This window comes from Eubacterium callanderi (genome assembly GCF_900142645.1).
In the GTDB taxonomy this organism is placed as follows: Bacteria; Bacillota; Clostridia; order Eubacteriales; family Eubacteriaceae; genus Eubacterium; species Eubacterium callanderi.
The window spans coordinates 70494-96084 of sequence record NZ_FRBP01000015.1; the positions used below are offsets into that span (position 1 = coordinate 70494).

The window sequence follows — 25591 nt, forward strand, 5'->3', positions numbered from 1 at the left end:
TTGCGATTAAAAAAATACACTGTAAATTATACACGCAGCAGCCCCCGGAATCCTCTTGCAGTATAATAGGATTCTGCGCCGTTGTGGTAAACAAAAACATGGTTATAACGCCGGTCACAAAACAGAGCGCCGCCGCGGTTTCTTATGTCTGTCGGTGTTAAAATCCAGCTGGAGGTTTTAGTGTCAAATTCACCCTTTTGCTGTAATGCATGATATTGGGCTTCTGTCAGGAGCTCGATACCCATGGCAGACGCGGCGGCTACAGCACTGCCTTCAGGCTTGTTTACCTTTCTGCTTTCCAGCGCTTCCTGATCATAGCATAGCTTTCTTCGGCCCGGCGGGCTTTCTTTTGAGCAGTCGTAAAAAAAGTAGCGGTCCGTTTCACCATCGTATTCAAGAACATCCGGCTCGCCGCCGGTTTCTTCCATGGCGTTGAGGGACCACATTTTTTCTGGATGTTCTTCCAGCTTTACGCGCAGCTTCTGCCATTCAAGATTTTCGTGTCGGTCCATATTTTTTGTAAAACGTTCCTGTAGTATTTTAAACAGCGCTTCTGCCTGCTCAGGCATAAGCGTTTTTTTAAAGTTTGCCATTGTGTGCACCTCCTGGTAGTTATGAGCTTATATACCTATGAATTATAGCACCTGCAGGGTATTGCCACAATGAAATTTCTTAAAGCAGCTCCGGGCTTCAGCTTTGTTACAGCATTGAAAAGAAAGTATTTTTATGCGATAATGAACCATAAACTTTGCGAGGGGAAAAGGAATGGGAGAAGATAGAAGGGCAGATATTATCCAGGGCGGGGACGCGGTTCAGATCGTGAGAAAAACCCTTGGACTGGTGGATGAGCGGTTGGTGAATCATGGAGAACGGGTCGGCTATATGCTGTATCAGATGCTCAGGGACAGTGAACGCTACAGCGAAAAGGAAGCGCTTGAAATCTTTAATCTCGGTGTTTTCCATGACATCGGCGCGTATAAAACTGACGAGATTGACAAGATGGTCAAGTTTGAGGCAGACAATGTCTGGGAACACTCAATTTACGGCTACCTGTTTTTAAAATATCTGTCGCCGTTGAAGGAGCAGGCAGAGGCAATTCTGTTCCATCATCTGAATTATGACCGCTATGATAAAGTGGAAAGTGATTTTAAGGATATTGCTCTGATGATCAAGCTGACAGACCGCGTAGACATCAGTATGCAGAGCCACGGCGGGGCTTTTGATTTAGCGGAAATTACAGATGGGGTAGGCAGCCGGTTTGCTCCGGAGCATGTGGAGCTGTTTTTAAAGACCAACGCGAAATTCCAGATTATTGAAAGTTTAAACAGCGGCGCCTATGAACAGGAAATAGAGGAGATTCAGAAAAAGCTGGTACTGTCACCAGCGGATATCGACCTTTATCTGCAGATGCTGGCGTATTCCATCGACTTCAGAAGTGAGTACACGGTTACCCATACGGTAACCACTGTGGGAATCAGCGTTGAAATTGCCCGCCTTCTGAACTATTCCGCCGAGGACAAGCAAAGAATTTATTATGGCGCGCTGCTTCACGATGTGGGTAAAATCGCCATTCCCCTTGAAATATTGGAGTATCCCGGAAAGCTGAGTCCCCAGGCCATGAAGATTATGAAGACCCATGTACAGATTTCAGAGGATATCCTGCGGGGAGCTGTAGCTGACGATGTCTGTGAGATCGCGATACGGCACCATGAAAAGCTCGACGGCTTGGGCTATCACAGGGGGCTGTCCGCAGGGGAATTGACAGAAGGTCAGCGGATCGTAGCCGTTGCCGATGTGCTCAGCGCGCTGCGGCAGCGCAGGAGCTACAAGGAAGCCTTTCCAAAAGAAAAGATCATCGAGGTATTAAAAGAGCAGAGCGAAAAAGGCAAGCTCTGCCCGGCAATCTGTGATCTGGTGATTGGCCATTACGATGTGGTGATGGCAAACGCGGACAGCAGCTGTGAGGCTTTCTTAAGCGTATATGATAATCTGATGCTTGAATATGAGCGGATCTACAATCTGGTCAGTAAGCTATAAAAAAACAGGAGGCGGCCTTGTGCCGCCACCTGTTTTTTTATTATGCCTGCTCCTTGAGCCAGTCCTGGATTTCCTGAAGGAAGTCTTCGCCGTAGCGCTCAAGCTTGGCCTTGCCCACGCCAGAAACTTCAAGGAATTCACTGTTGTTTTTGGGCAGACGGCGGCACATATCTGTGAGGGCAGCGTTTGAAAAGACAACATAAGCCGGGACGTTCTGTTCTGCGGCGAGCTTTCCGCGAAGATTGCGCAGCCGGTCGAAAAGCCCGGGATTTTCCAGAGCTCCGGCGGCAGGCTTTGCCTTTTCTTTGGCGGCCTTTGGCGCAGGCTCTTTTTCCTTTGGCAGCTTCATCTCAATGCGCTCTCCGCCAAAAAGCACATCGCGTGCCCGGGGACCGAAGCGCATAACAGGGTACTCATCATCGGTGATGTGAATGAAGCCCTCCAGAGTCAGATAATGGATCATATCCCGGATACGCTTTTCGCTGATGTCTGCCATGATATTATAGGTCGAGAGTTTGTCAAAGCCAAGACTGAGAATACGTTGGTTTTTGCTGCCGCGCAGGGTATCCACGACCACCTTAATGCCAAAGCGCTGCCCGGTCCGCTTGATACAGGACAGGATCTTCTGGGCTTCGATGGTGATGTCCAGAATTTCAAACTGGGTCTGGCAGTTTCCGCAGTGGTCACAGCAGACAGGTGCGTCCTCGCCGAAATACTTCAGCATATAGCCTCTCAGACAATCGTTAGTATGACAGTAAAAGGTCATGTCCTTCAGACGCTGCCGGTCACGCTGTTTCAAAAGCGCGTCCGTCTCGGGGTCACTGCTTTCCCGGTCAGCGTTCTCAATAAAGAATTGCTGAGTCCGTACATCCTGGCCGCTGTACAGCAGGATGCAGTCCGCGGGCTCGCCATCGCGACCCGCCCGGCCAGCCTCCTGATAATAACTTTCCATATCCCCGGGCATGTTGTAATGCACAACAAAGGAGACATTGGATTTGTCAATGCCCATACCAAAGGCGTTTGTGGCGACCACGATGGGCTTTTCGTCAAAGATGAACAGATCCTGATTTTTCTTCCGCACTGCGTCGGGAAGCCCTGCGTGATAGCAGACTGCCGGGTAACCTGCGGCACAGATTTTTTCACAGACATCCTCCACGCTTTTTCGGGTCGCGCAGTAGATAATCCCGCTTTTATCCCGGTGGTCAGCCAGAATCGCCAGAAGAGCATCCAGTTTTTTAGCGGGTTTCTGCACCTCAAAGTAAAGGTTTTTCCGGTCAAAGCCAGTCACCAGCACCTCGGGCTCCTTTAAATCCAGAAGTCCTATAATATCGCGGCGCACCTGCTCGGTGGCGGTAGCAGTAAAGGCGGAGAGGATGGGGCGGCTGTCCAGGCTTTTGACAAAACGGTCAATTTCGAGATAAGATGGTCGGAAATCCTGCCCCCACTGGGATACGCAGTGAGCCTCATCAACGGTAACCATTGCGATATCCTGCTCCTGGATAAAGTTGAGAAAGCCCTCAGCTAAAAGGCGTTCTGGGGCAATGTAAAGAATTTTGCACTTGCCCTGGCGGATATTTGAGAGCACCTCCCGGTATTCGGCGCTGCTCAGGGAGCTGTTGATAAAAGCAGCCGGGACGCCGGCCTGGGTAAGGGCCCCGACCTGATCCTTCATGAGGGAGATTAGTGGAGAGACTACCAGCGTTATGCCGTTCATCAGCAGGGCAGGCACCTGGAAGCAGATAGATTTTCCCGCGCCTGTCGGCATGACGCCCACCGCGTCCCGTCCAGACAAGATTGTGTCAATGAGAAATTCCTGGCCTTCCCGGAAGGTGTCGTAACCAAAGTATTGTTTTAAAACGGTGTGCTTGCTGCCTTGATCCATAAAGTTACCTCCAAACAAAAGTGATTTTATTATACCACAACCAAAAAATTTATTCCGTAATTTGCTTTTGGGTATATAATAATAAAAAGAAATTTTTTGTAGCGAGGAGAAAACAATGCTGAAAATTGCCGCCTTTGAAGTGCGAAAGGATGAAATAAAGGACTTTAAAAAAGCTGCCGAAAAATATAATGTAGAGTTGATTTTTACGGGTAAACCGCTGAGTGTGGAGACCTTTGATTTTGCCGAGGGCTGCGGCGCAGTGACAAGCCTTGGGCATAGCCGTATTGACCGCGTGATTTTAAATCTTATGCGGGACGCGGGTATCCGTTTTTACTGTACCCGCACAGTGGGCTATAATCATATTAATCTGGAGTATGCCAGGGAGCTGGGCATTCGTATCTGCAATGTCAGCTATCCTCCGAACGGAGTGGCGGAATATACGGTTATGCTGATGCTCATGTCTTTAAGAAAGTATAAGCAGGCTATGTTCCGGGGAAACGTCAATGATTACTCGCTGGAAGGTCTGGAGGGCCGTGAGCTTAGAAATATGACTGTTGGAGTTGTGGGGACCGGGCGTATTGGCCGAACAGTTATTGAGATTCTGCAGGGCTTCGGCTGTCGAATCCTTGCCTATGACGCTTATCCAAATGGCTCGGTTGCGGACATGGCAAAATATGTGGAGTTGGACACTCTTTACGCTGAAAGTGATGTCATAACTCTGCACACGCCGCTGCTTGAGAGCACTTACCATATGATCAACAGGGAAAGCATTGCGAAAATGAAGGACGGCGTGGTGCTCATCAATTGCGCAAGGGGCTCTCTGATGGATGTGAGCGATGTGATCGACGGCATTGAGAAGCAGAAGTTCGGCGCCCTTGGACTGGATGTTATTGAGCATGAGGATGGTATTTACCATGTCAATCACACGGTGGATATTATCAGCAACCGGGATATGGCATACATAAGACAATTTCCCCATGTCACGATGACCCAGCATATGGCCTTTTACACCGAGGAGGCTGTGCGCAGCATGGTCTATGGTGCCGTCAAAAACCTGAGAGATCTGAATAAAACAGGAAGCAGCGCTTTTGAGCTGTTTTAATAAAGAAAGCCCAGCGGCATTAAGAAACTTCTTAATGCCGCTGGGCTTTCTTATTTTGTGCTAGCGATTCAGTGGTTCAACCTTAAAATAATCGACATGCTTCAGCTTGATCTGAGGGCCAAGCTCCTGAGCTTTTTGAATGATCCGCTCGATTTCCTGATGGTTGATATTCATCTGAGCATAGGTCAGCTCGATATCATAATCAATGATCTGTTGTTCCGGCAGCGTAAGGTAGCCAGAGCAGTAATTAACGATCAGGGCCTGTTCCATACCAAGGTTTGTGGCAGCGATTATCTTGACATAATCTCTGTCAATAGGCAGTTTAAAGGCTTCGACGTGGAGCTGAAAAAAATTTTCCATGATGTTTAAGGCGTACTCAAGCGGAATGTTATCACTGTATAGATCATAAAAAAAAGTTTTCACATGATCATCAGAAAAAAATAAGTTCATGTAGTTTGTAATTTCCAGAGCTGTACAGAGCTTGAGATCATTTTCGTATTTTGAGGAAATGAGCTTTCCGGTTTCCTCCTTAATGTTGAACATAAAATTATTATAGATGATGCCGGCAACTTTCCGTTTTGTCTGGAAATGGTAATGGAAGGTTCCGGTGTTGACATTGGCTTTTTCACAGATATCATTGTAGGTCGTGTTCTTATACCCTTTTTCATAGAAAAGCTCGCGGGCAGCCTCCATAATATTTTCTTTTGTTTCCCGTCCGGTTTTATATTTTTTCATAATTGTCCTTTATCCAGTTTGTACTAACGTAAGTATAGCATATTTCTCAAAAGACGACAATAAGTGGCGGATTATCTGATATTCTGCAATATTTAATATAAAAAAACATAAAAAGAGAATATGAAAACAATTAGATAAATAACTTTTTATATTTTACGAAAAATGGTTGACAAATATAAATTTTAAAGTATACTTAATATTAAGTGCACTTTTAAAAATGGACGTTCGAAAATTATGAGGTGAAAAATTATGTCCGATAAAAGAAAAGAATATAATGAACGGATGGAAATGCTGGAGACAACACTTAAAATCCAGGAACCAAAACGTGTGCCAGTGAACTGTCCGGCAGAAATTTCCTATGCAATTGAATACGCGGGCCTGCCGTACCGCCAGGCTTCATGGACACCGGAACAATGCCAGGTTGCTTTTAAAAAGGTGTTCGATGATTTTCATTGGGATTGCTTTGAAAGTCTTTTTACAAGGCCGCCGATGTTCTATCGTCTGCTGAACGCAAAAAATTTCACGGAGAGTGAAAGGGGATTTGTGCAGCATCCGGAAATCAGCGCTATGAACCCAGATGAATATGACGAATTAATTGAAGATCCCTATAAAATGATCGTATCAAAGCTGCTGCCGCGTTTATATCCGGCTTTGGACCAGCCAGCGCCATATAATGCTTATGCTATGACAAAGGCCGCATTGGAGTTTGGCTCTTATATGGGCGCTTTAGAAGAAATTACCGCGTCTCTCGCCCATGATTATGGAGTGCCGGCATTAGGGTCAAACCTTACCGTTGCGCCGTTCGATTATCTGGCAGATCAGTTCAGAGGTTTTACGGGAATCTGCAGAGATGTGCGAAAGTCTCCGGATAAGGTTAAAGAAGCGCTGGATGCGGTGACACCCATTCTTGTTAAGGGTGCGACAGCCTGTTATCCGGGAGAAAAGGGCGCAACCTTTCCATACGTGTTCATCCCGCTGCACATGGCGCCTTATATCAACAAAAAAATGTTTGAAGAGTTTTACTGGCCGTCATTTTTAAAATTTATCGACATTCTGGTTAATCAAAAAGGACTGACACTGTCGATTTTCTTTGAAGGTGACTGGGAACGATTCTACCCGTATATGCAGGATATTCCGAAATCTGATAAGATCATTGCCATTATGGAATACGGTGATATGAAAAAAGCTAAAAATACAATCGGGAAAAATCTGTGTCTCCAGGGCTTCTATCCGATTTCATTACTGGGCTACGGCACAAAGCAGGAATGTATTGATAAAGCCAAAGAGGTCATTGACATTATGGCGCCGGGCGGCGGCTATATTTTCTCCCTGGACAAATATATTCTGAATGCAAGCGACGTTAACCCTGAAAATATGAAGGCTGTCAATGAATTTGTAAGAGATTACGGTGTGTATAAGTAAATATTTACAGAAAGGATACGAACATGGAAAATAAATTACTCTATCCGTTTGATGAATATCAACAGGATTTGAAGGAAGAATACCTGACGGATGAAGACAAAGCCGTGATGAAAGCCCGCTGGGATGACCTGGATGAGCTGATGTTTTCACTGGTTTTCTTTATGACTGTGTAAGGAGCAGGGAAAATGAATGATAAAGGAATATTTAAAAAGGGATTTACGCTGGCTGTTTTGTCCGCTGCACTGTGGGGGCTTTTCGGGCCATTTCTGAGACTGATGGCGGAAAATGGTATCAGTGATATTACAGTAACCACACTGGCGCCGACAATTATGTTTCTTTTCTTTGGCGGCTGGATTTTGATAAAAGACCGCAGCATGTTTAAAGTCAGCTGGAAAGTTCTGATCGTATTGATGATCCATGGCTTTGTTCTGATGAACGGCATGAATTTTGCCTATGTGCAGGCTGTCTCAAGAATTCCGGTTGGGATAGTATCGCTGCTGGCCTTCTGCAATGTGATTATTCTGATGATTATGGAACGTATTTTCAAAGGGATAAAGCTGACAAAGGTTAAGATCATCGCCTGCAGCATTGCGGTTGTCGGTGTTGCGCTGGTGCTGCAGATTTTTAATCTGGGAACCTCCAGTCTGGATATAATGGGGATTATCTGGGCATTGGCCAATTCTTTGATTTTGGCAAGCGCTTACTTTCTGATTTCGCATGTATATTATCCAAATGATGTGAGCTGGCAGGCACAGCTTTTTTATCCTAATCTGTTTGGAGCGCTGTTTCTCTATGTTACCGCCTGCCCGCCATGGCAGATGATCAGCGATATTGCAGGAGCTGCAGCGCAGAACGGAGCCATTGTCTGGATTATCGTTTTGGGATTTGCGGCGCTGCCACAGGTCTTATCTTTTTCGTGGATACAGATGGCCTTTGGCATGATCGACGCGCCCTATGTATCGATGGCCTACTGCCTTGAGCCGGTGGTCGCACTGATTGCAGGATTTTTCATGTTTGGGGAATCCATGACCATCGTACAGATTATCGGTATTATTCTGACGATTGTTTGTATTTTTTATACCTATTATGCTGAATCAAAAGAACCGCTTCCAGAAAATTAATAAAAGGGCAGAAGTCCCCATTATACTTGCACTATAATGGGGGCTTTCTTTTAATTCAGCATGTGCTTATTATACATAAGAAATGAAAAAGGGTCAATTATTCATTGAGATGTCCTCGAAATAAGGACAACCGCCAATCGTTGAAAGATAAATGTAACAAATCGGTTTCAACCTTGTAAAACAGTTATTTTTTAGGGGAAACTTTATTACAGCGCATTGATTTTTAAGGTGGGTGGCGTTATGATGTGTCCATAAAGTAAATACATTTTTTGTAGAGGGGTTAAAATGCAAGAAAGAATCGAACATGATTCGATTGGAGCACTTCCTGTTCCAGTCGATGCCTATTACGGCGTACAAACCTTAAGGGCAAAACAGAATTTTTATATCACCGGAAAGCAGCTCCATCCCGATCTGATTGTCAGTCTGGTGCAGGTTAAAAAGGCAGCGGCTATGACTAATTTTGAAACCGGTGAGTTAAATAAAGAAATCGCTGACGCTATCATTGCAGCGTGCAACGATGTGATTTCAGGAAAATACTACGATCAGTTCATCGTTGATCCCATTCAGGGAGGCGCGGGAACCTCCTCCAATATGAACGCCAACGAGGTAGTGGCAAACATTGCCATTGAAAAGCTTGGCGGTATAAAGGGCGATTACAGCATTGTCCACCCCAATGACCATGTGAACATGTCTCAGTCAACCAATGACGTGTACCCGACCGCGGGCAAGATTACCGCGCTTAAGCTTACCCAGAAGCTGCTGTTCCAGATGGAACGCCTGGGCGAGGCGTTAAAGCAGAAATCCATTGAGTTTGACAATATTATAAAAGTAGGGCGCACCCAGCTTCAAGATGCGGTGCCCATGCGTCTGGGCCAGGCCTTCAACGCTTACCGCTCCGCCATTGACCGGGATACCCTCCGGCTGAAGAAAACCCAGAATGAGCTTTGTATTGTGAATATGGGCGGTACAGCCATCGGTACAGCCATCAACGCCAATCCGGAATATCTGAAGCGGATTCCTGTGAACCTGAAAAAGACCACGAGCTTTAACATGGTGCTGGCTGAGGATTTGATTGACGCGACCCAGAACCTTGACGCCTTTGTGTCGGTTTCTGGCGCATTAAAGGCAGCGGCGGTCACTTTGTCCAAAATGGCCAATGATTTCCGGCTGCTGTCCAGCGGCCCAAAAACCGGTTTTGCAGAAATTAATCTGCCGCCTAAGCAGAATGGTTCATCCATTATGCCGGGCAAGATCAATCCGGTTATCCCCGAGGTTGTCTCTCAGGTGGCCTTCAATGTTATTGGCAATGACCTGACCATCACCATGGCGGCCGAAGCCGGACAGCTTGAGCTCAATGCCTTTGAGCCAGTGCTGTTTTATAATCTGTTTGAATCCATCGAAACCCTGACCAATGGGATTTCTACCTTTATCGACAACTGCATTACAGGGATTACGGCCAATGAAGACCGGTGTGAGGAACTGCTGGAACACAGCATTGTCACGGTTACGGCGCTTTGTCCGTATATTGGCTATAAAGAAGCCTCCGATATTGCCAAGGAATCCATTTTAAGCGGCAAGCTGGTTTCTCAGATTGTCAGAGAAAAGGGTCTGCTGAGCCAGGAAGAGCTGGAAACGATCCTTGACCCGTCACTGATGACTGAGCCCATGGAGGAACAGCAGATTTCCTGAGAAGAAAGACACTGGCGCAGTTCGGAATTGCCTCTCTCATATGCAATTGCCAGCCTCGATATAGCCTGCGCGATTGCATCGAGAGCGCCACTCGATTAAGACGCCGTTAACCTATAAATTTTATGAAGCTGCCCTTGGGCAGCTTTTTTTAGTTTGTACGTCCAAAGCCTCAGTGATATAATAGACCCACACTAAAGCAGATTTTACAGGAGATTTTATGAAGCTTGTACTAGGAATTCTGGCGCATGTTGATGCCGGAAAAACGACTTTTTCAGAACAGCTGCTGTACCACACCTGTGCCATCAGAAAGCTTGGGCGGGTGGATCATCAGGACGCCTTTATGGACCATCACCCCATTGAACGCGAACGGGGCATTACCATTTTTTCGGATCAGGCAGTTTTTGAAGTCGGGGGAGACACCTGTTATCTGGTGGACACCCCGGGACATGTGGATTTTTCATCGGAAACTGAGCGGGCCATTCAGGTGATGGATGTGGCCGTCATTGTGGTATCGGGCGTTGAGGGGGTTCAGAGCCATACCGAAACGCTGTGGAAGCTTTTGCGGCGCTACGAGGTGCCGACGTTGATTTTTATCAATAAAACAGACCGGGAAGGCGCAGATATTCCCGGAGTTATAAAAGAGCTGAAAACAAAATGCAGCTTGGACTGCCTGATGTTTACCGGGCACTATGAGGAAGGCCTCATGGACACAACATTGGCGGAGGCTGTGGCGGAAAGGAATGAAGCGCTGCTCGAGGCCTATTTGGATGAGGGCTACAAACCGGAAGTGTGGCAGAGTGCTCTGGGGCAGATGTTTAAAAAGGCAGAAGTTTTTCCGGTTTTTGCGGGCTCGGCATTAAACGATACAGGAATTGACGCTTTTATCAAAGCCATGACAATGCTTCTCCATGATAAGGAAAGCCCGGCAGAGGAGCCCTTCAGTGGCCATGTGTACAAGATACGCCACGACAGCGCGGGCAGCCGCCTGAGCTTTGTTAAGGTGACCGCGGGAAAGTTGAAGGTCAAAGACGAGGTGGTGACTGGAAAGGACAGTGAAGGCAGACCCATCCGGCAGAAAGTAAACGAGATTAGGATTTACAGCGGCGGGCGGTATACGACAGTGCCGGAAGCAGTGCCCGGGGATCTCTGTGCTGTGACGGGCATGGACGCCACCCGGCCCGGAGATGGTATTGGAGAAAAGCTGTACCATGCCGGCTACGCCACTGTGCCGCTGCTGACCGCCAGCGTCATCTATGATAAAGGCCTGAACGTAAGAACCGTGCTTGAGGCCTTTAAGGAGCTTGAGGACGAGGACCCTATGCTGGAGATCGTCTGGAATGAGAGCCTGCAGGAAATGCAGCTCCACATCATGGGTGCGATTCAATTGGAGGTGCTTGAGGAGATTGTCAGGGAGCGTTTTGGTCTGGAAGTCCGCTTCGGCGACTGTGAGATTCTCTATAAGGAGACTATCGCGTCTCCAGTGACTGGCTACGGCCATTTTGAACCTCTGCGGCATTACGCAGAGGTACATCTCAGGCTGGAGCCCGCCGCGCCGGGCACAGGCATTACCTTTGACAGTGCGTGTTCTGTAGATATTCTGGATACCAATTATCAGAATCTGATAAAGACCCATGTGTTTGAACGTGAGCACAGGGGTGTGCTGACCGGGTCGCCCATCACGGATATGCGCATCGTTCTGGTCAACGGGCGGGCACATCTTAAGCATACCGAGGGCGGCGACCTCAGGCAGGCGGTTTACCGGGCGATTCGTCAGGGACTGGAGCAGGCAGAGTCCGTTTTACTGGAGCCGGTCTACCGGTTTGAGATTGAGGTTCCCTCAGAGGCGATGGGGCGTGTCATGTCGGATATCCAGAAAATGGCCGGGCGTTTTGAAGCCCCCGAGCTCAGCGAGGACCAGGCAGTGATTTCCGGCTTTTGTCCGGTGTCTACGATGATGAATTACAGTCAGGAAATCCTGTCCTTCACCAAAGGCCGGGGGATGCTCAGAGCAACCTTTTCCGGTTATGAGCCCTGCCATAACGCAGAGGCGGTCACTCTGCGCATCGGTTATGATAAAAAACATGATGTGGAAAACACTTCGGATTCAGTTTTCTGTTCTCATGGTGCAGGCTTTAACGTTCCATGGGATCAGGTGGCGGAATATATTCATTGCAAGTAAAGGCGGTGTAAAGAATGGAGCAGACGAAAATTTTAGTCGTTGAGGATGACCGGGAGATTAACAGCATGCTGTGTGAAATGCTGGATGAAAACGGCTATGCGGCAGAGGGTGCGTTTACAGGTATGGAGGGGTTGTCCAGACTGAGAAGCGGAGACTATGACCTGTTGATACTGGATTTGATGCTGCCTTATAAAAGCGGCGACGCAGTGCTGCAGGAGCTCAGGAGTTTTTCCAGCCTGCCGGTCATTGTTATTTCAGCCAAGGATACTGTACAGAACAAGCTTGACCTTTTTCACATGGGCGCGGACGACTATCTGACAAAGCCCTTTGATCTGGATGAAGTGCTGGTACGGGTCGAGGCTGTCCTCAGGCGCTGCGGCAGCAGCGAAGCCCAGAGAGCGCCGGAAATTTTACAGGCTGGAAAGCTGGCGGTGGACACGGAGTCAAAGACAGCCAGCGTGGATGGGCAGGAGCTGGTGCTGACTGCCAAGGAATACGGTATCCTGGAGCTTTTGATGCGCTACCCCCATAAGGTTTTTTCAAAAGCTAATCTTTTTGAAAGTATCTGGAACGAGGAATACGCCTGTGAGGATAATACTCTGAACGTGCATATGAGTAACCTCAGGAATAAGCTGAAGGCAGCAGACCCGGAGACAGAGTATATTAAAACGGTCTGGGGGATGGGGTATCGGATGAATTAAGGTTTTCTTTAGAACTGGGTTAAGAACTTCTTTATTCCTGCGGCATAAAATGAAAGCATCAAGGAAAAGGAGACACTAAAGTGGACGAAATTGTATTAAAAGCGACGGATCTGTGTAAACATTATGGGAGCTTTAAAGCCCTTGACCATTTGAGCCTGACCATTGAAAAGGGGAAAACCTATGGCTTGATCGGCCAGAACGGTGCAGGGAAGACGACCTTTATAAGACAGGTGTGCGGACTTTCCTACCCGTCTGGCGGGGAGCTGGCGCTCTTTGGTAAAAGCGATGAAAAAGGAATGCGCGAGGGAAGAAAGCGCATGGGCTGCCTGGTGGAAACGCCGGCGCTGTACCAGGGCATGACAGCAAAGCAAAATATGGAGGCCCAGCGGATTCAGAGAGGAATCCCGGATAAGAAAGCCGCAGAGAGAACACTGGAGCTGGTAGGGCTTACGGATACGGGGCGGAAAACGGTGAAGCATTTTTCTCTTGGGATGAAACAGCGGCTGGGTATTGCTATGGCCCTTATCAGCGATCCGGAATTTCTGATTCTCGATGAGCCCATCAACGGACTGGACCCGGTGGGGATTGTGGAAATCCGCGAGCTTTTAAAACGGTTAAACACAGAGCGCGGCACCACACTGCTGATTTCAAGCCATATCCTCAGTGAGCTCTACCAGACAGTGGACCATTTTATCATTATCGACAGAGGGCATATCGTTGAATCGCTGACCCAGGAAGAACTGGATGAGCGCTGCCGCCGCCACATCGCCATTGAGGTGGACGATACGGCCAGAGCTGCCGCGGTCATTGAGGAATCCCTCCATACTGATAACTACAGGGTTATGCCTGACGGAACCATTAAGCTTTACGACCATCTGGAGGAGATACGCGCCGTATCAGCAGCTTTATCTCAGAGCGGATTACTTCTGACAGGCATCAGCGTGAGGGGTGACAGTCTGGAGGACTATTTTCTGCAAAGCATCGGAGGCCGGAAAAATGGGTAATCTGCTTCGGCTGGAATGGTACAAGCTCTTGAGGGATAAAACCTTTTACGCAGTGTTTGGCGTGACGGTGCTTCTGGGAATCTGTATAAGCTTTGACGGTCACAGCGTGACCGAGCTGCAGGTTATGGGGGCAGCGCTCCATACAGCCAATCTGCTGATCCTGCCAGTCTGTGTGTTTCCGGGACTCTTCATCGGACGTGAGTTTAACGAAGGCACTATTTATCACGGAATTGAGGGCGGACACAGCCGGCTTCAGGTATTTCTGGCTAAATCAGTGGTGTTTTTTGCCGGGGGTGAGGTGCTTATGATGGCCTTTCCAGTTGCCAATGTGCTTTTTCACAGCCTGGCTTTCGGCTTTGGCGAGCCCATGTCTGCTGAGATTGCCCTGTATCTGGTAAAGGTAGCCGGGATTGTAGCGGTGCTCAACGCAGCTTCAATGGCAACAGGTCTTCTTCTGGGGTTTTTATGCCGGGATGTCGCAAAGACGATTGGCATCAGCCTGTTTATTTTTGGGATTCTGACCTTCGTATTAAATCTTTACGGCGCAAAACTAAGTTTTTTGAATGTCCTGATTCCCATGGCGGCTGAACGTCTGCTCATGACTGAGATTCTCCCAGCAGCGTCGCTGTGGTTAATTTTAGGCTCAGGCGCAGCGTGGATTGCGGTGCTGGGAACAGGAGCTTTTTTCTGTTTTTCCAGACGTACTTTGCAGTAGAGGTGTACCATGATTAACTTGTTGAAGATGGAATGGTACAGGCTCAGGCACAGCCGGCTTTTCGGGGGACTGCTGTTGGGTATTTTTATTGCTGGATTGTTCATCGGCGCGTCCGAAACAGAGGGACAGGCTGTGGCAAGCGCTGCCGCCAGTGGAAATGGCGGTGTGCAGCTGATCCTGCAGATGATGTCAGAAGCGGTTCCAATGGGGTTTCTCGCGTCGATTTTTGGCGTCATTTATCTGGGGCAGGGATTTGCAGAGCGTACACCAAATCTTGCAGTTGCGGCCGGCAGTGGCAGGCACACTGTTTTTTTGAGTAAAATACTGATTTATCTCATGATTATTTCCTTGGCTATGATGGCTTACATATTGGCGGGCGTGATGGTCGCAGCTGTTACCCTGAACTTCACTGGGGAGTTTCCAAAATTTAATGGACTTCAAATAGCCGTAACTTTTTTTATGACAGGTTATGCAATGTGTGGAATGGCGCCGCTGTTTCTGGCAATATTCAGAGACTCGGCAAAAACAACACTGTTTTCAATACTGGCTTTGATGCTGCATATTTTTCTGGGAGTATCCGGCGATGTGTTGAAAGGAGTGCAGTGGTGTATGCCTTTAAACCAGATGTATTCTTCTGGAGCGGGGATGGCAGAATGGCTGACAGCCGTAGGGATCGATTTTGTTTTTCTTGTGCTTCCCTCTTTCCTGGGTTGTCTGATTTTTTCAAAGCGTGAGTTAAAGTAGAGGAGATGACAATATGCTTGCTTTAATCAAAATGGAGTTTTACCAGCTTGTCCGTAACAGGCTGTTTTATCTGATGGCTGGAATCAGTATTGTTTTCGGGGCTTTGATGAGTTCAGGATATATTGGAGATACGAACCCCTTTGGTGTCCCGATGGCAGATGGATTATCTGTATTCGGAGGAATGGTCTATGATTCCACCATGTGGCTCATTGTCATTGGGGCGATGAGCGCTCTGATGCTCGGACAGAGCGCCTCAGATAAAACGCTGGCGCTGGCTGTATCTGCGGGGCACAGCCGCACTTCTGTTTATTTTTGCAAGGCGCTTGTGTTTTTGCTGGCTGTCAATATCGTGATGTTTTTTTATCCCTTTGCGGGACTCATTGTCACCGGTGTGGCGCAGGGGTTTGACAAAGGCATTATTGCAGAGCCTTTTGCCCAGTATCTTCTCAGAGTTACCGGTATGGTTTTTCTGGCAAACTGCGCGGTTTTCAGCGTTTCAATCCTGTTAATGGCCGTTTTTCAGGATGCGGCCAAGACAACAGCCTGCGCAACGCTGGCCATTATTCTGGAGTCCTTTGGGATGATATTTTTTCTGTCAAGGAGGATGCCGCCGCTCTGGCTTCCGCCTTATATGGCGAGGGCAGCGGTTTTTACACCTTTGAATATATCCCAGGTTATCCTGATTTTGACAGCATGTCTTGGTTTTACGGCTTTACTCCTGGGCGCTGGATATTTTGTGTTCAGGAAGAGAGAGATAAAATAAAACAAAAAGGAAAGCGTGGAGTCAATGTTTGGAATCATCGTGGTTTTAACTGTGGCTGTGGCGGTATTAGCGGTTCGGACAGTGGTTATGCGGCGGGAGATAAGGAGTATGAGCCGCCAGCTGGAGGACTTATCCTCTGGGCGGACTGAAAAGAAAATCAGCCTGACCCTAGTGGATGCCCGGCTAAACGGACTGGCAGCTCAGATCAATGAAAATATGGAGCTTCAGAAGCAGCTGCGCATTGACGCGCGAAAAAGCGAACAGCGGCTAAAGGATTCCATCGCGGGTGTTTCCCATGACCTGCGGACACCGCTGACAGCGATCATCGGTTATATTCAGATGCTTGAGCGCAGCGGACTGAACGGGGAGCAGCAGGAAAAAGCCACGATAATTCTAAAAAAAGCAAATGCCATGCGGGAGCTGGTTGAAAGCTTTTTTGAACTCTCCGTCATAGAATCAGGCCAGTCGGAGCTCGCGGAGGAAGCTGTTAATTTTACCAATATTGTCTCAGAAGCGGTGGTGGATTTTATTCCACGGTTTGAAGTGGCAGAGCTAGAGCCCGATGTTGACCTTGGGGATAAAAGCCTGTATATTGCGGGAGACACCACAGCTCTTGGGCGCATTGTCCAGAATCTTTTGTCCAACGCCCTTAAGTATACCGCAGGCAGGGTGAAGGTCGCCCTTGAGGAAAGAGACGGAGAAATAATCCTGACAGTTGTCAATGAGGTAAGGCCTGACACACCTCCGGATATGGAGCGGATTTTTGAGCGCTTTTACACAGGGGATGATTGCAGAAACAGCGGAAGTGCCGGACTGGGGCTTTACATTGTGAAATTGTTGGCGGAAAAAATGCAGGGTGCGGTGAGTGCTTCCCTTGAGAATAAAATGCTGTCGGTTTATGTTGTATTCCAAGAGGAAAAAAACAAACAGGCTTGAAGCGATTGCTTTCAAGCCTGTTTTTTATATCTGCCCATAATACAGAATCTGGTTTCTGGCATAGTCAAAGTATTCATCCAGCAGATGGTCGGTGTGGTCATAGGCCTCATCGGTGATGGACTGGTTGAGCTGATGAATAAAGCCGACGGTAGTCTGTGTCTTCTTCGGGATGGCTGTGGGATGTGTCATTTTATTGTAAACAGACGTGCTGATTACGCGTTCCCAGGAGGTGTTATAGACAACGGTCAGCTGGCTGTTGCCTGCGCTGGCGATAAAGCAGCTGTTGTATTGATGGGTTTTTTCAATATAGGACGCGTACTGGCGCTCATTCCGGAGGATCTGGGCCTCATCACCGAGGCGCTTTAAGGCGGCAATATCAAAAATGGTTTCGCCGTTTTTGACTTTTTTAACAGCGCTGTGCTCAAACAGGATCATCATTTCCAGAATATCCACCATTTCGCGGCTGGAGGTTTCCCGGATGGAGATGCCCCGGTTTTTATGATAGGTAATAAAACCTTCGTACTCCAGCTGTTTCAGGGCATAGCGCACTGGTGTGCGGCTCATGCCGAGCCCCTGGGACAGGGAGGCCTCGGATAAAATATCCCCTGGGATCAGCACGCCGGCCAGGATTTTTTCCTTGAGCTGTCTGTAGGCGTCTTCTTCTCTGTTTTGAATTTTCATAGTCCTTTTCTCCATTAACCGATTATTAACGTTAAATTAACGGGTTTGTGATATTTCATATCGAATACGAGTAGTATACTACAGGTGTCCGACACGGTGAGGTTGGTATTATCATATAATAATTACGGCAGAAAAACAAGTATTCAAATCGATAAATATCTAAAAAGGAGAAAATGATGAAGACAATCACTTTCGCACATCTTTCCGATCTGCACATTCTAAAGGACTATGGCAACTCAATGTTTAAGGACATGGTGTGCCATATGGAAAAAAAGCCCTGCGAGGTTCTTGAAGGAATTGCCGGTTGGCTCAGGGGTAATGCCGGAAAACTGGACTTTGTTCTTTTGACTGGTGATCTGGTTCATGAGGGCGGCGCAGATGAATACCGTTACCTGAAAATGCTTTTGGAAGAATATTTTGATGGCACGCCGGTCTGTCCGGTTCTTGGAAATCATGACAGGGTGGCAGCTTTCCACGAGGGCTATGAAAACAGAGAGCCAGACACAGAGCCTGTATGCTATGCAAGAGAATTTGACGGGCTCCAGCTCATCGTGCTGGACTCCAGCGTTGGCTGTGATGCCACGCATCATTCCGGGCGCTTTGACGAGGCGCAGTTTGTATTTCTCGAAAAGGCACTGGAAAAAAAGATGCCCCGCGGGCATATCGTCGCTTTTCACCACCCGGCCTTTGACGAGTGGGCAGACGAACGGGTCAGCGCCTTTGGCGTGGAAGGCTCCGAACGGCTTAAAGAGATTATCAGCGGAAAAAATGTCCTGGCGCTGCTGAGCGGACACACGCATGAAAATATCAATACCACTTTTTATGGCGTACCAGCCTATACAGCTGAGAGCACCGCTTTTGGTGTGGCCCTCAATGAAAAGGGGATGTACATGACCCCGGCAGCAGGCTTTAATCTCTGCACGGTAACAGACCGTACGCTTCGGGTTGAGACCCTGTCTTATCCGCCGAATGACCAGCCTATTACAGAGCCTATCCCTCTGGAAGCGCTTGGACAGATGATGAAAAACGCGTAAGCGGCATAAAGAAAAGGAGCAATGAGATGAATAAATTTGTTAAGGGCATTTTAGGCGTTATTTTGTCGGCAGCGGTCGCAGGCACAACCCTGGCAGGCTGCGGCAGTACAGGCACCGGAGGAGCCGGAAGTAATTCGGGTGTCAATGCGTCATCAGGAAAGCTTGACCCCAACAATCCCACCGAGATTACCTTTTATTCTTACAGTTTGGGATACCCAACCATGAAAGCGGGCATGGAGCATTTGATCAGCAGCTTTAATGAGACAGTCGGTAAGGAAAAGGGTGTTGTCGTTAAGGGCGTTGTGGACAACAACATGAGCCAGAACAGCGCGGATATCGCCGCGGGTATGGAGGTGGATATTGTCCAGCACGCTTTTGGAATGCTGGACGCTTCCCGGCTGAACCTTGGCTTTAAATCCTATGAAGAGCTGTTTCCTGCGGATGAGTTGGCAGAGCATACAGGTCAGATGATTCCAAATGCTCTGGAACTCGGGAAAATTGACGGGCAGATGTACGGGCTGGCTTTTACCTTCAGCACGCCGATCCTCTACATCAACAAAGGGCTTTTTGAACAGGCAGGCCTGGATACCATAAACCTGCCAAAGACCTGGGATGACGTCTACAAAGCAGCGGTACAGATCAAGGAAAAAACCGGTAAAGACGGCTTTGGCCTCGCGCCGGATAATGGCTGGATCAGCGAGGGCCTGATCTTTTCAAGCGGGGGTGAGGTGCTGAGCAGCGATAAAACCGAGGCGAAGTTTGACAGCCCGGAAGCTGTTGAGGCTTATGAAATGTGGAATAAGCTCTACAGCAGCGGCGCAGCCGTAAAAGGCAGCGACAAGGATGTCATGGATGCTTTTATGGCTGGCAACGTGGCAATGAATCTCCAGTCCACTTCTCTGCTCAGCGGTTACCAGAGCGCGGCAAAGGCCGGCGGCTGGGAGCTGTTAGGCGCAGAAATGCCGCAGTTTGGTGATAAAGCCTCTGTTCCGGTCAATTCCGGGAGCTGCCTGGCAGTCCGTTCAGATGATCCGACCAAGTCTGCGGCTGAATGGGAGTTTATCAAATATGCTACCGGAAAGGAAGGCTACACCATCATCACTTCTGAAATCGGCTATCTGCCGCTGAGAATGGATATTACCGAAGATCCGGCCTATCTCAAGGATTTTGTGGACGCCAACCCCATTGTCAAAACAAACCTGAAGCAGCTTGAAAGGATCAAACCGGTGACCATCTGGCCAGGAACTGGAGCAAAGGAGGAGTATCAAGTATTCCTTGATGCTACTGTCAAGTCCATCACTGAAGGCAATGTTCAGAATGTTCTATCGGACGCTGCCAAACAGATGAATGACCTTCTAAAGAACAATTAACAATAAGGTGATGCGCAGATGAAAAATTTTTTAAAGCTTCCGGCCCAGGTTTATACCCTGGCGCCGGATATTGAAAGGGCAGGTGAGCGGATAAAGCCAAGGCCGAAATTTAAGTTTAATTATAAACCCTGGCTGTTTCTGCTGCCCGCACTTGTGCTCATTGCCTTCTGGCTCTACAGGCCTCTGGCAGAGACTGTCTACTACGCCTTTCACAGCTGGGGAATGGTGCCGGGAACCGTACCGAGGTTTGTGGGTATCTCCAATTTTACCAAGCTGCTGACCAGCAAGGATTTCTTTACCTCCATTGGAAACACCGTCTTTTATATCGTTGGCCTGCTGCCCTTTTCGGTGATTATTCCGCTGTTTTTGGCGTCTGCCACCAACGACCTTCCGTCAAAGGCCAAGAATTTTTACCGCGCCCTGTTTTTTATTCCAATGATTATGGCGCCGGTTGCCACAGCCACCATCTGGCGGTGGCTGCTGAACCCAAGCAGCGGGCTTATCAATCAACTCATCGTGGGTCTGGGAATCAGTGATACCAATATCTCTTTTTTCCTGACAGAAGGCGTGGCGCGCATGACGATTCTGCTCATCACAGGCTGGAAAATGATTGGTTTCAGCACCTTGATGTTTTCGGCGGCACTGACAGGAATTAACCGGGATTACTTTGAGGCGGCACGTCTTGACGGAGCATCCAAGCTGCGCCAGTTTACGACCATCACCCTGCCGCTGATCTCGCCCACTGTCATTTTTATGATGATGATGAGCATTCTTTTTGCCAGCCAGTGGACCTTTGCCTATATTGATCTGCTGACGCAGGGAGGCCCGTACGGTACCACCACCAATATTTACTATGAGATGTACAAGTACGGCTTTTCATCCCTGAACGTGGGCATGAGCTCAGCCTCTGCGGTAATCTTCTTCATTATTTTCGGGATCATCGCCCTGCTGCTAAACCGGCTTTCGGCCAGGTTTGTATTTTATGATAATTAGGAGGCCACTATGAAAGCAACAACCATAAAAGCCAGCCGCAAGGCCTCGGCCGGAGTAAAGCACGCGCTGCTGATCCTGCTCAGCTTTATCGCAGTGTTTCCCCTGTACTGGATGATTGTCTCTTCCTTTAAGAATGAAGCGGAGATTTTTGGCTCGGCACTGCTGCCCACAGCGCCGACCTTTAGCAATTATATCTACGCCTTTCAGAGCATGCCTATCTGGCGGATGCTTGGCAATTCGATTGTCATGTCGGTCTTGATGACGACGCTGCAGCTGTGTACCAGCCTGCTGGCGGCCTATGCGCTGACGCGTTGGGACTTCAAAGGTAAAAAGCTGATCTATGGGCTGCTGAGTCTATGCTGGCTCATACCTGTGCAGGCCATCATGATTCCCAACTATGTGACCATTGTCAATATGGGGCTGAAGGAAAACCTGCTGGGAATTGTGCTGCCGACGGCAGCCACAGCCTTTGCGATTCTGAATCTCTTTCAGGTTTTTGAAGCCTTTCCAAGAGCGCTCATTGATGCGGCCCGTATGGACGGCGACAGTGAGTGGGGAATCCTGACCCGCGTTATTCTGCCAAACATTAAGGCTTCTGTGGCCTCCCTGGGAATTTTACTGTTCATCAATTCCTGGAACGATTATATGTGGCCCATGCTCATTACATCAAAGCTGGAGAATGCCCCGATACAGATTGGCCTGCGGACTTTTGTCAGCTCAGATACCAATATGTGGGGGGCTTTGATGGCGGCCACTACAATTTCATGTATTCCCATTCTGCTGCTCTATCTTTTTATGCAGCGGCAGATTGTTGACTCTTTTGTGAAATGGGGGATTAAGTAAACCATGCTTGACTATAAAGAATACCAGATCGAATTGGATGGATGTCACAACTTTCGAGATCTCGGCGGTTTTCCAGGGAGAGACGGTACTACCGGCTATAAGGTAGCCTACCGGGCGGACGCTCTGGGTGAGCTGTCCGAGCGGGATGTTACCTGCATGAAGGATTTGGGAATATCCACAGTCATTGACCTGAGAACGCCGGAGGAGCGGAGCACAGTGCCGGACGTGATAGCTTCAGATGGGGATTTTGACTATATTACACTGTCCCTTATGAACCAGAGTGCTGCTGATTTAGAAAATATCACACAACTGCCAACGCTGACGGAATTATACATTGACCTGCTGGAAAACCAGTCCGCTGGATTTAAAAAAATTGGTCAGATTATTTTAAATGCGCCCGGCGGCGTGGTGTTCCACTGCACTGCGGGCAAAGACCGAACCGGAGTGACCGCGGCGCTGCTGCTGGAACTTGCGGGAGTAGACCGGCGCCTCATAGTGGACAGCTATGCTAAAAGTGCGGAGCTTATGCGTGAAAAATTCCGGCGGATGCAGCCCCCAGGTCTTCCCAAAAGTGAGGCGATGGACCTGGTGGCAGCCCGGCTTTTGGGCTCAGAACCCGAATATATGGAAAAAACGCTGGACTATCTGGAACGGTATTTTAAAAGCGCCAGGCAGTATTTTCTGGAAGCTGGCCTTTCTGCCGGAGAGGCAGAAGACCTGAAGAAAAGGCTTGTGAGAGGAGTATAAAGCATGGGAAAAATAGCGATAGAGCATCTCGTGAAGAACTTTAATAAAACCAAGGTACTAAAGGATATCTCTCTGGAAATAGAGGATGGCTCCTTTACAATTCTGCTGGGACCGTCGGGCTGCGGAAAATCAACGCTGCTTCGGATTATCGCAGGTCTTGAGACGCCTACATCCGGCAGGCTTTTCATCGACGATAAAGATGTGACCGACAGCGAGCCGAAGGACCGGGAGATCGCCATGGTTTTTCAGAACTATGCCCTTTATCCCCATATGAGTGTTTTTAAAAATGTGGAGTATGGACTGAAGATTAAGAAAATTCCAAAAGAGAAACGCAGAAAAATGGTAGACGACGTCTTGAAGATGGTTGATCTGTCGGACCAGGCAGAAAAGCTGCCCGCCCAGATGTCCGGCGGCCAGCGTCAGCGTGTGGCGCTGGCCCGGGCCATTGTCAAAGACCCGCGGGTTTTTCTCATGGATGAGCCTTTGTCCAATCTGGACGCTAAGCTCAGAACTCAGATGCGCTTTGAGCTCATCGAAATGTATAAAAAGGTCAAAAATACCTTTCTATACGTCACCCACGACCAGGTTGAGGCAATGTCCATGGGAACTTATATCGTAGTCATGAACCAGGGGGAGATTATGCAGAAGGGAACCCCGAAGGAGATATACACCAACCCTGCCAACCTTTTTGTGGCGCAGTTTATTGGCGCGCCGCCCGCTAATATTATTGATATGAACCATTTTTATCTTGGGGTACGTCCGGAAAATATTAAAATCGGAAGTACCGGCAGGGAGGACGCCTTTTGCCTGCCAGCCTCTGTTCTGTCAAAGGAAGAGCTGGGCGGAGAGTCCATCTATCATCTAGAGACGCGCTTTGGCAAGGTTAATGTCAAGACGCCGACCTGCTGGAATAACCTGCCGCCGCAGATAGATCTGGCCTTTGATCGCAGTGACGCCATGCTGTTTGGCAAAGATGGCAGCCGTATGGGCGTGACTGGTGACGAGGTACAGGCGCTTGAGAATATGCTGGCGTCTTAGTAAAAAAGCCTAATACACATTTCTTTTCCTTATTTTAAGAGGCAGTCCCGGTAAAGCGGCGGCGGCCTCTTATTTTTGTATTAAATTTTTTAAGAAAAACCATTTATAGAAGGCGTAAAAAGTCCTCAATATTTGTATATTTTTTCAAATTATGGTAAACTTATAAAGATTTCTAAGGAAATTTAAAGGTGAGAGAAGTGTTTAAGCCTGTTGAGAACAGCACAGAAAATTTAATAGCCCACACGCGTAATATGAAATACCTTCTGGCTATGGAGGGGATATTTGTCGGCATGATCGCAGGGGGTATCGCGATTATCTACCGGCTGGCCCTGAACTTTTCAGAGAAGAACATGAGCTTTGTTTTATCCTACGCGGGTGAACACCACTGGGCCATTGCGGCATGGTTTGCCGCCCTTATCGTTATGGCGGTAATTGTCGGGAGAATGGTCAAGTGGGAGCCGATGATCTCTGGAAGCGGCATCCCCCAGGTAGAAGGAGAGCTTCAGGGATATTTTGAAGAGCCCTGGCTCAAAGTTATCATCGGAAAATTAATAGGGGGGATTCTCTGCATTATCGGAGGGTTGTCCCTGGGGCGTGAAGGCCCGTCTGTGCAGCTTGGCGCCATGGGCGGCAAGGGCTTTTCGAGGGTTTTTAAACGCCTTAACATTGAAGAACGCTACCTGATGACCTGCGGGGCAAGCGCAGGGCTGGCAGCGGCATTTAACGCGCCGCTGGCTGGCATTATGTTTGCTTTGGAGGAGGTTCACAAAAACTTCTCAGCAACCGTGCTTTTTTCTGCCATGACGGCTTCCGTCACTGCGGACTTTGTTTCAAAATATGTTTTTGGCCTGGGATCGGTATTCCAGTTTCAGGTGGACTCCTCGATACCGCTGAAATATTACGGTTTTATTATCCTTCTGGGAATTATTCTGGGAGCAGGCGGCGCTTTTTACAATAAGGTGCTGGCAAGTACCCAGGATTTGTACGCCAGGATGACCTTTTTAAAAGCTGAGTTCCGTCCGGTTATTCCATTTTTAATGGCCGGGATTCTGGGCTTTACACTGCCTCAGGTGCTGGGCGGCGGACATATGATGATCGAGCTTCTGGCGCCGGGTAATCTGCCCCTGACCATGATCCTGCTGCTGCTGGTGGTGAAGTTTATCTTTTCCATGTTCAGCTTTGGTTCCGGTGCGCCAGGTGGTATCTTTTTTCCGCTTTTAGTTTTGGGCGCGTACATCGGTGGATTTTATGGTATGGTCGTTGTCCGGGCAATGGGGATGGATCCGCAGCTCATCAATAACTTTATTATTCTGGCAATGGCCGGTTACTTTACCGCCATTGTCCGTGCGCCTATTACAGGAATCGTCCTGATTTCTGAGATGACGGGCTCCTTTACCCATCTCCTGTCTTTGTCGGTTGTCGCCATTGCCGCGGAGATCACTGCGGCGGCGCTTAAATCTGAACCGGTCTATGAAATGCTGCTTGACCGTATTGTCGCGAGACGTGGTGAAGAACCAGTTCCGGAAACCAGCAACAAAACGCTGATCGCCGTCTCTGTACACCACAGCTGCGGTCTGGTCGGGAAGCGTATCTGGGAAATTCACTGGCCGGAAAACTGCCTGCTGGTGGCTATCCGAAGGGGAGAAAAAGAACTGATCCCCAAGGGTGACACTAAAATAAGGCCGAGCGACACCATTGTGGCTCTGGCAAATGAGACCGACCTGAACAGGGTGAACACAGAGCTGCACGCTCTATGTGAAGAAGCGCCCGCCGCTGGCAACGGCTGATTTTCAAGCGGGTGTTACATATATAAGTATAACATTGATATCAATATTATCGGAAATGATTGAGGAGG

Annotated in this window: 24 protein-coding genes; 20 read left to right on the top strand and 4 right to left on the bottom strand. The window is 48.4% G+C overall.

The genetic code is table 11. The annotated features are described in order from the left end of the window. Window positions 1-26: 26 nt before the first annotated feature. A complete protein-coding gene (locus BUC22_RS18370) occupies window positions 27-593 on the bottom strand; it encodes a DUF4256 domain-containing protein (RefSeq protein WP_013382686.1) in 567 nt (188 codons plus the stop codon). A 172-nt stretch (window positions 594-765) separates the two neighbouring features. On the opposite strand from BUC22_RS18370, the gene BUC22_RS18375 reads away from it, so the two are divergent. Next, window positions 766-2037 carry an HD domain-containing phosphohydrolase gene (locus BUC22_RS18375; RefSeq protein ID WP_013382684.1) on the top strand — a complete coding sequence of 424 codons (1272 nt, stop codon included), beginning with the start codon at window positions 766-768 and terminating at the stop codon, window positions 2035-2037. Window positions 2038-2077: 40 nt separating this feature from the next. Here BUC22_RS18375 and recQ read toward each other — a convergent pair whose 3' ends face one another. Continuing rightward, window positions 2078-3919, bottom strand: a complete 1842-nt coding sequence (gene recQ / locus BUC22_RS18380) for a DNA helicase RecQ (protein WP_013382683.1) — start codon at window positions 3917-3919, stop codon at window positions 2078-2080. Window positions 3920-4034: 115 nt separating this feature from the next. Between recQ and BUC22_RS18385 the strand changes: the two genes are divergently transcribed. Then, window positions 4035-5021 carry a D-isomer specific 2-hydroxyacid dehydrogenase family protein gene (locus BUC22_RS18385; protein ID WP_013382682.1) on the top strand — a complete coding sequence of 329 codons (987 nt, stop codon included), beginning with the start codon at window positions 4035-4037 and terminating at the stop codon, window positions 5019-5021. A 60-nt stretch (window positions 5022-5081) separates the two neighbouring features. Here BUC22_RS18385 and BUC22_RS18390 read toward each other — a convergent pair whose 3' ends face one another. After that, entirely contained in the window at window positions 5082-5756 is a 675-nt protein-coding gene (locus BUC22_RS18390; RefSeq protein WP_013382681.1) for a TetR/AcrR family transcriptional regulator, read from the bottom strand. A gap of 249 nt (window positions 5757-6005) precedes the next feature. Between BUC22_RS18390 and BUC22_RS18395 the strand changes: the two genes are divergently transcribed. The 11 genes from BUC22_RS18395 to BUC22_RS18445 all read left to right on the top strand — a co-directional run bounded on the left by BUC22_RS18395 (window position 6006) and on the right by BUC22_RS18445 (window position 17030). Beyond that, the gene (locus BUC22_RS18395; protein ID WP_013382680.1) at window positions 6006-7178 is read left to right on the top strand and encodes a uroporphyrinogen decarboxylase family protein; all 1173 of its coding nucleotides are present in this window, start codon (window positions 6006-6008) and stop codon (window positions 7176-7178) included. A gap of 23 nt (window positions 7179-7201) precedes the next feature. After that, window positions 7202-7351 (top strand): hypothetical protein, encoded by a 150-nt coding sequence (locus BUC22_RS21975; protein ID WP_013382679.1) that lies wholly within the window; start codon window positions 7202-7204, stop codon window positions 7349-7351. 12 nt (window positions 7352-7363) lie between these two features. Next, window positions 7364-8299 (top strand): EamA family transporter, encoded by a 936-nt coding sequence (locus tag BUC22_RS18400; RefSeq protein WP_013382678.1) that lies wholly within the window; start codon window positions 7364-7366, stop codon window positions 8297-8299. Window positions 8300-8584: 285 nt separating this feature from the next. Continuing rightward, window positions 8585-9988, top strand: a complete 1404-nt coding sequence (locus tag BUC22_RS18405) for an aspartate ammonia-lyase (RefSeq protein WP_013382677.1) — start codon at window positions 8585-8587, stop codon at window positions 9986-9988. A gap of 217 nt (window positions 9989-10205) precedes the next feature. After that, on the top strand, window positions 10206-12167 hold the full coding sequence (locus tag BUC22_RS18410) for an elongation factor G (RefSeq protein WP_013382676.1): 1962 nt from the start codon (window positions 10206-10208) through the stop codon (window positions 12165-12167). A 14-nt stretch (window positions 12168-12181) separates the two neighbouring features. Beyond that, the gene (locus tag BUC22_RS18415; RefSeq protein WP_013382675.1) at window positions 12182-12868 is read left to right on the top strand and encodes a response regulator transcription factor; all 687 of its coding nucleotides are present in this window, start codon (window positions 12182-12184) and stop codon (window positions 12866-12868) included. An 80-nt stretch (window positions 12869-12948) separates the two neighbouring features. Further along, window positions 12949-13872: an ABC transporter ATP-binding protein gene (locus BUC22_RS18420; RefSeq protein WP_013382674.1), complete on the top strand. Its 924-nt coding sequence runs from the start codon at window positions 12949-12951 to the stop codon at window positions 13870-13872. After that, window positions 13865-14587, top strand: coding sequence for an ABC transporter permease (locus BUC22_RS21350; RefSeq protein WP_013382673.1), 723 nt, complete (start codon window positions 13865-13867; stop codon window positions 14585-14587). The genes BUC22_RS18420 and BUC22_RS21350 overlap by 8 nt, the downstream gene beginning before the upstream one ends. 9 nt (window positions 14588-14596) lie before the next feature. After that, entirely contained in the window at window positions 14597-15331 is a 735-nt protein-coding gene (locus BUC22_RS18435; RefSeq protein ID WP_013382672.1) for an ABC transporter permease, read from the top strand. Window positions 15332-15344: 13 nt separating this feature from the next. Next, the gene (locus tag BUC22_RS18440) at window positions 15345-16094 is read left to right on the top strand and encodes an ABC transporter permease (protein ID WP_013382671.1); all 750 of its coding nucleotides are present in this window, start codon (window positions 15345-15347) and stop codon (window positions 16092-16094) included. 24 nt (window positions 16095-16118) lie between these two features. After that, entirely contained in the window at window positions 16119-17030 is a 912-nt protein-coding gene (locus BUC22_RS18445) for a sensor histidine kinase (RefSeq protein WP_013382670.1), read from the top strand. Between the two features lie 24 nt (window positions 17031-17054). On the opposite strand, the gene BUC22_RS18450 is transcribed toward BUC22_RS18445, so the two are convergent. Beyond that, a complete protein-coding gene (locus BUC22_RS18450; RefSeq protein ID WP_013382669.1) occupies window positions 17055-17711 on the bottom strand; it encodes a GntR family transcriptional regulator in 657 nt (218 codons plus the stop codon). A gap of 176 nt (window positions 17712-17887) precedes the next feature. Between BUC22_RS18450 and BUC22_RS18455 the strand changes: the two genes are divergently transcribed. The 7 genes from BUC22_RS18455 to BUC22_RS18485 all read left to right on the top strand — a co-directional run bounded on the left by BUC22_RS18455 (window position 17888) and on the right by BUC22_RS18485 (window position 25523). Next, window positions 17888-18745, top strand: a complete 858-nt coding sequence (locus tag BUC22_RS18455; protein WP_013382668.1) for a metallophosphoesterase family protein — start codon at window positions 17888-17890, stop codon at window positions 18743-18745. A 26-nt stretch (window positions 18746-18771) separates the two neighbouring features. After that, window positions 18772-20115: an ABC transporter substrate-binding protein gene (locus BUC22_RS18460; protein ID WP_013382667.1), complete on the top strand. Its 1344-nt coding sequence runs from the start codon at window positions 18772-18774 to the stop codon at window positions 20113-20115. A gap of 18 nt (window positions 20116-20133) precedes the next feature. Further along, on the top strand, window positions 20134-21108 hold the full coding sequence (locus BUC22_RS18465) for a carbohydrate ABC transporter permease (protein WP_013382666.1): 975 nt from the start codon (window positions 20134-20136) through the stop codon (window positions 21106-21108). A gap of 9 nt (window positions 21109-21117) precedes the next feature. Continuing rightward, window positions 21118-21951 carry a carbohydrate ABC transporter permease gene (locus BUC22_RS18470; RefSeq protein ID WP_013382665.1) on the top strand — a complete coding sequence of 278 codons (834 nt, stop codon included), beginning with the start codon at window positions 21118-21120 and terminating at the stop codon, window positions 21949-21951. Between the two features lie 3 nt (window positions 21952-21954). Beyond that, window positions 21955-22698, top strand: a complete 744-nt coding sequence (locus tag BUC22_RS18475) for a tyrosine-protein phosphatase (protein WP_013382664.1) — start codon at window positions 21955-21957, stop codon at window positions 22696-22698. Between the two features lie 3 nt (window positions 22699-22701). Then, the gene (locus BUC22_RS18480; protein ID WP_013382663.1) at window positions 22702-23736 is read left to right on the top strand and encodes an ABC transporter ATP-binding protein; all 1035 of its coding nucleotides are present in this window, start codon (window positions 22702-22704) and stop codon (window positions 23734-23736) included. 188 nt (window positions 23737-23924) lie between these two features. After that, window positions 23925-25523: a ClC family H(+)/Cl(-) exchange transporter gene (locus tag BUC22_RS18485; protein WP_013382662.1), complete on the top strand. Its 1599-nt coding sequence runs from the start codon at window positions 23925-23927 to the stop codon at window positions 25521-25523. Window positions 25524-25591: the final 68 nt, after the last annotated feature.

Bases quoted from the DNA above. Each gene is read 5' to 3' on its own strand.
- recQ (WP_013382683.1), bottom strand. From the start codon at position 3,919: ATGGATCAAGGCAGCAAGCACACCGTTTTAAAACAATACTTTGGTTAC.
- BUC22_RS18415 (WP_013382675.1), top strand. From the start codon at position 12,182: ATGGAGCAGACGAAAATTTTAGTCGTTGAGGATGACCGGGAGATTAAC.
- BUC22_RS18370 (WP_013382686.1), bottom strand. From the start codon at position 593: ATGGCAAACTTTAAAAAAACGCTTATGCCTGAGCAGGCAGAAGCGCTG.
- BUC22_RS18395 (WP_013382680.1), top strand. From the start codon at position 6,006: ATGTCCGATAAAAGAAAAGAATATAATGAACGGATGGAAATGCTGGAG.
- BUC22_RS21350 (WP_013382673.1), top strand. From the start codon at position 13,865: ATGGGTAATCTGCTTCGGCTGGAATGGTACAAGCTCTTGAGGGATAAA.
- BUC22_RS18390 (WP_013382681.1), bottom strand. From the start codon at position 5,756: ATGAAAAAATATAAAACCGGACGGGAAACAAAAGAAAATATTATGGAG.
- BUC22_RS18405 (WP_013382677.1), top strand. From the start codon at position 8,585: ATGCAAGAAAGAATCGAACATGATTCGATTGGAGCACTTCCTGTTCCA.
- BUC22_RS18460 (WP_013382667.1), top strand. From the start codon at position 18,772: ATGAATAAATTTGTTAAGGGCATTTTAGGCGTTATTTTGTCGGCAGCG.
- BUC22_RS18470 (WP_013382665.1), top strand. From the start codon at position 21,118: ATGAAAGCAACAACCATAAAAGCCAGCCGCAAGGCCTCGGCCGGAGTA.
- BUC22_RS18465 (WP_013382666.1), top strand. From the start codon at position 20,134: ATGAAAAATTTTTTAAAGCTTCCGGCCCAGGTTTATACCCTGGCGCCG.
- BUC22_RS18375 (WP_013382684.1), top strand. From the start codon at position 766: ATGGGAGAAGATAGAAGGGCAGATATTATCCAGGGCGGGGACGCGGTT.
- BUC22_RS21975 (WP_013382679.1), top strand. From the start codon at position 7,202: ATGGAAAATAAATTACTCTATCCGTTTGATGAATATCAACAGGATTTG.
- BUC22_RS18455 (WP_013382668.1), top strand. From the start codon at position 17,888: ATGAAGACAATCACTTTCGCACATCTTTCCGATCTGCACATTCTAAAG.
- BUC22_RS18400 (WP_013382678.1), top strand. From the start codon at position 7,364: ATGAATGATAAAGGAATATTTAAAAAGGGATTTACGCTGGCTGTTTTG.
- BUC22_RS18385 (WP_013382682.1), top strand. From the start codon at position 4,035: ATGCTGAAAATTGCCGCCTTTGAAGTGCGAAAGGATGAAATAAAGGAC.
- BUC22_RS18410 (WP_013382676.1), top strand. From the start codon at position 10,206: ATGAAGCTTGTACTAGGAATTCTGGCGCATGTTGATGCCGGAAAAACG.
- BUC22_RS18450 (WP_013382669.1), bottom strand. From the start codon at position 17,711: ATGAAAATTCAAAACAGAGAAGAAGACGCCTACAGACAGCTCAAGGAA.
- BUC22_RS18475 (WP_013382664.1), top strand. From the start codon at position 21,955: ATGCTTGACTATAAAGAATACCAGATCGAATTGGATGGATGTCACAAC.
- BUC22_RS18435 (WP_013382672.1), top strand. From the start codon at position 14,597: ATGATTAACTTGTTGAAGATGGAATGGTACAGGCTCAGGCACAGCCGG.
- BUC22_RS18440 (WP_013382671.1), top strand. From the start codon at position 15,345: ATGCTTGCTTTAATCAAAATGGAGTTTTACCAGCTTGTCCGTAACAGG.
- BUC22_RS18445 (WP_013382670.1), top strand. From the start codon at position 16,119: ATGTTTGGAATCATCGTGGTTTTAACTGTGGCTGTGGCGGTATTAGCG.
- BUC22_RS18480 (WP_013382663.1), top strand. From the start codon at position 22,702: ATGGGAAAAATAGCGATAGAGCATCTCGTGAAGAACTTTAATAAAACC.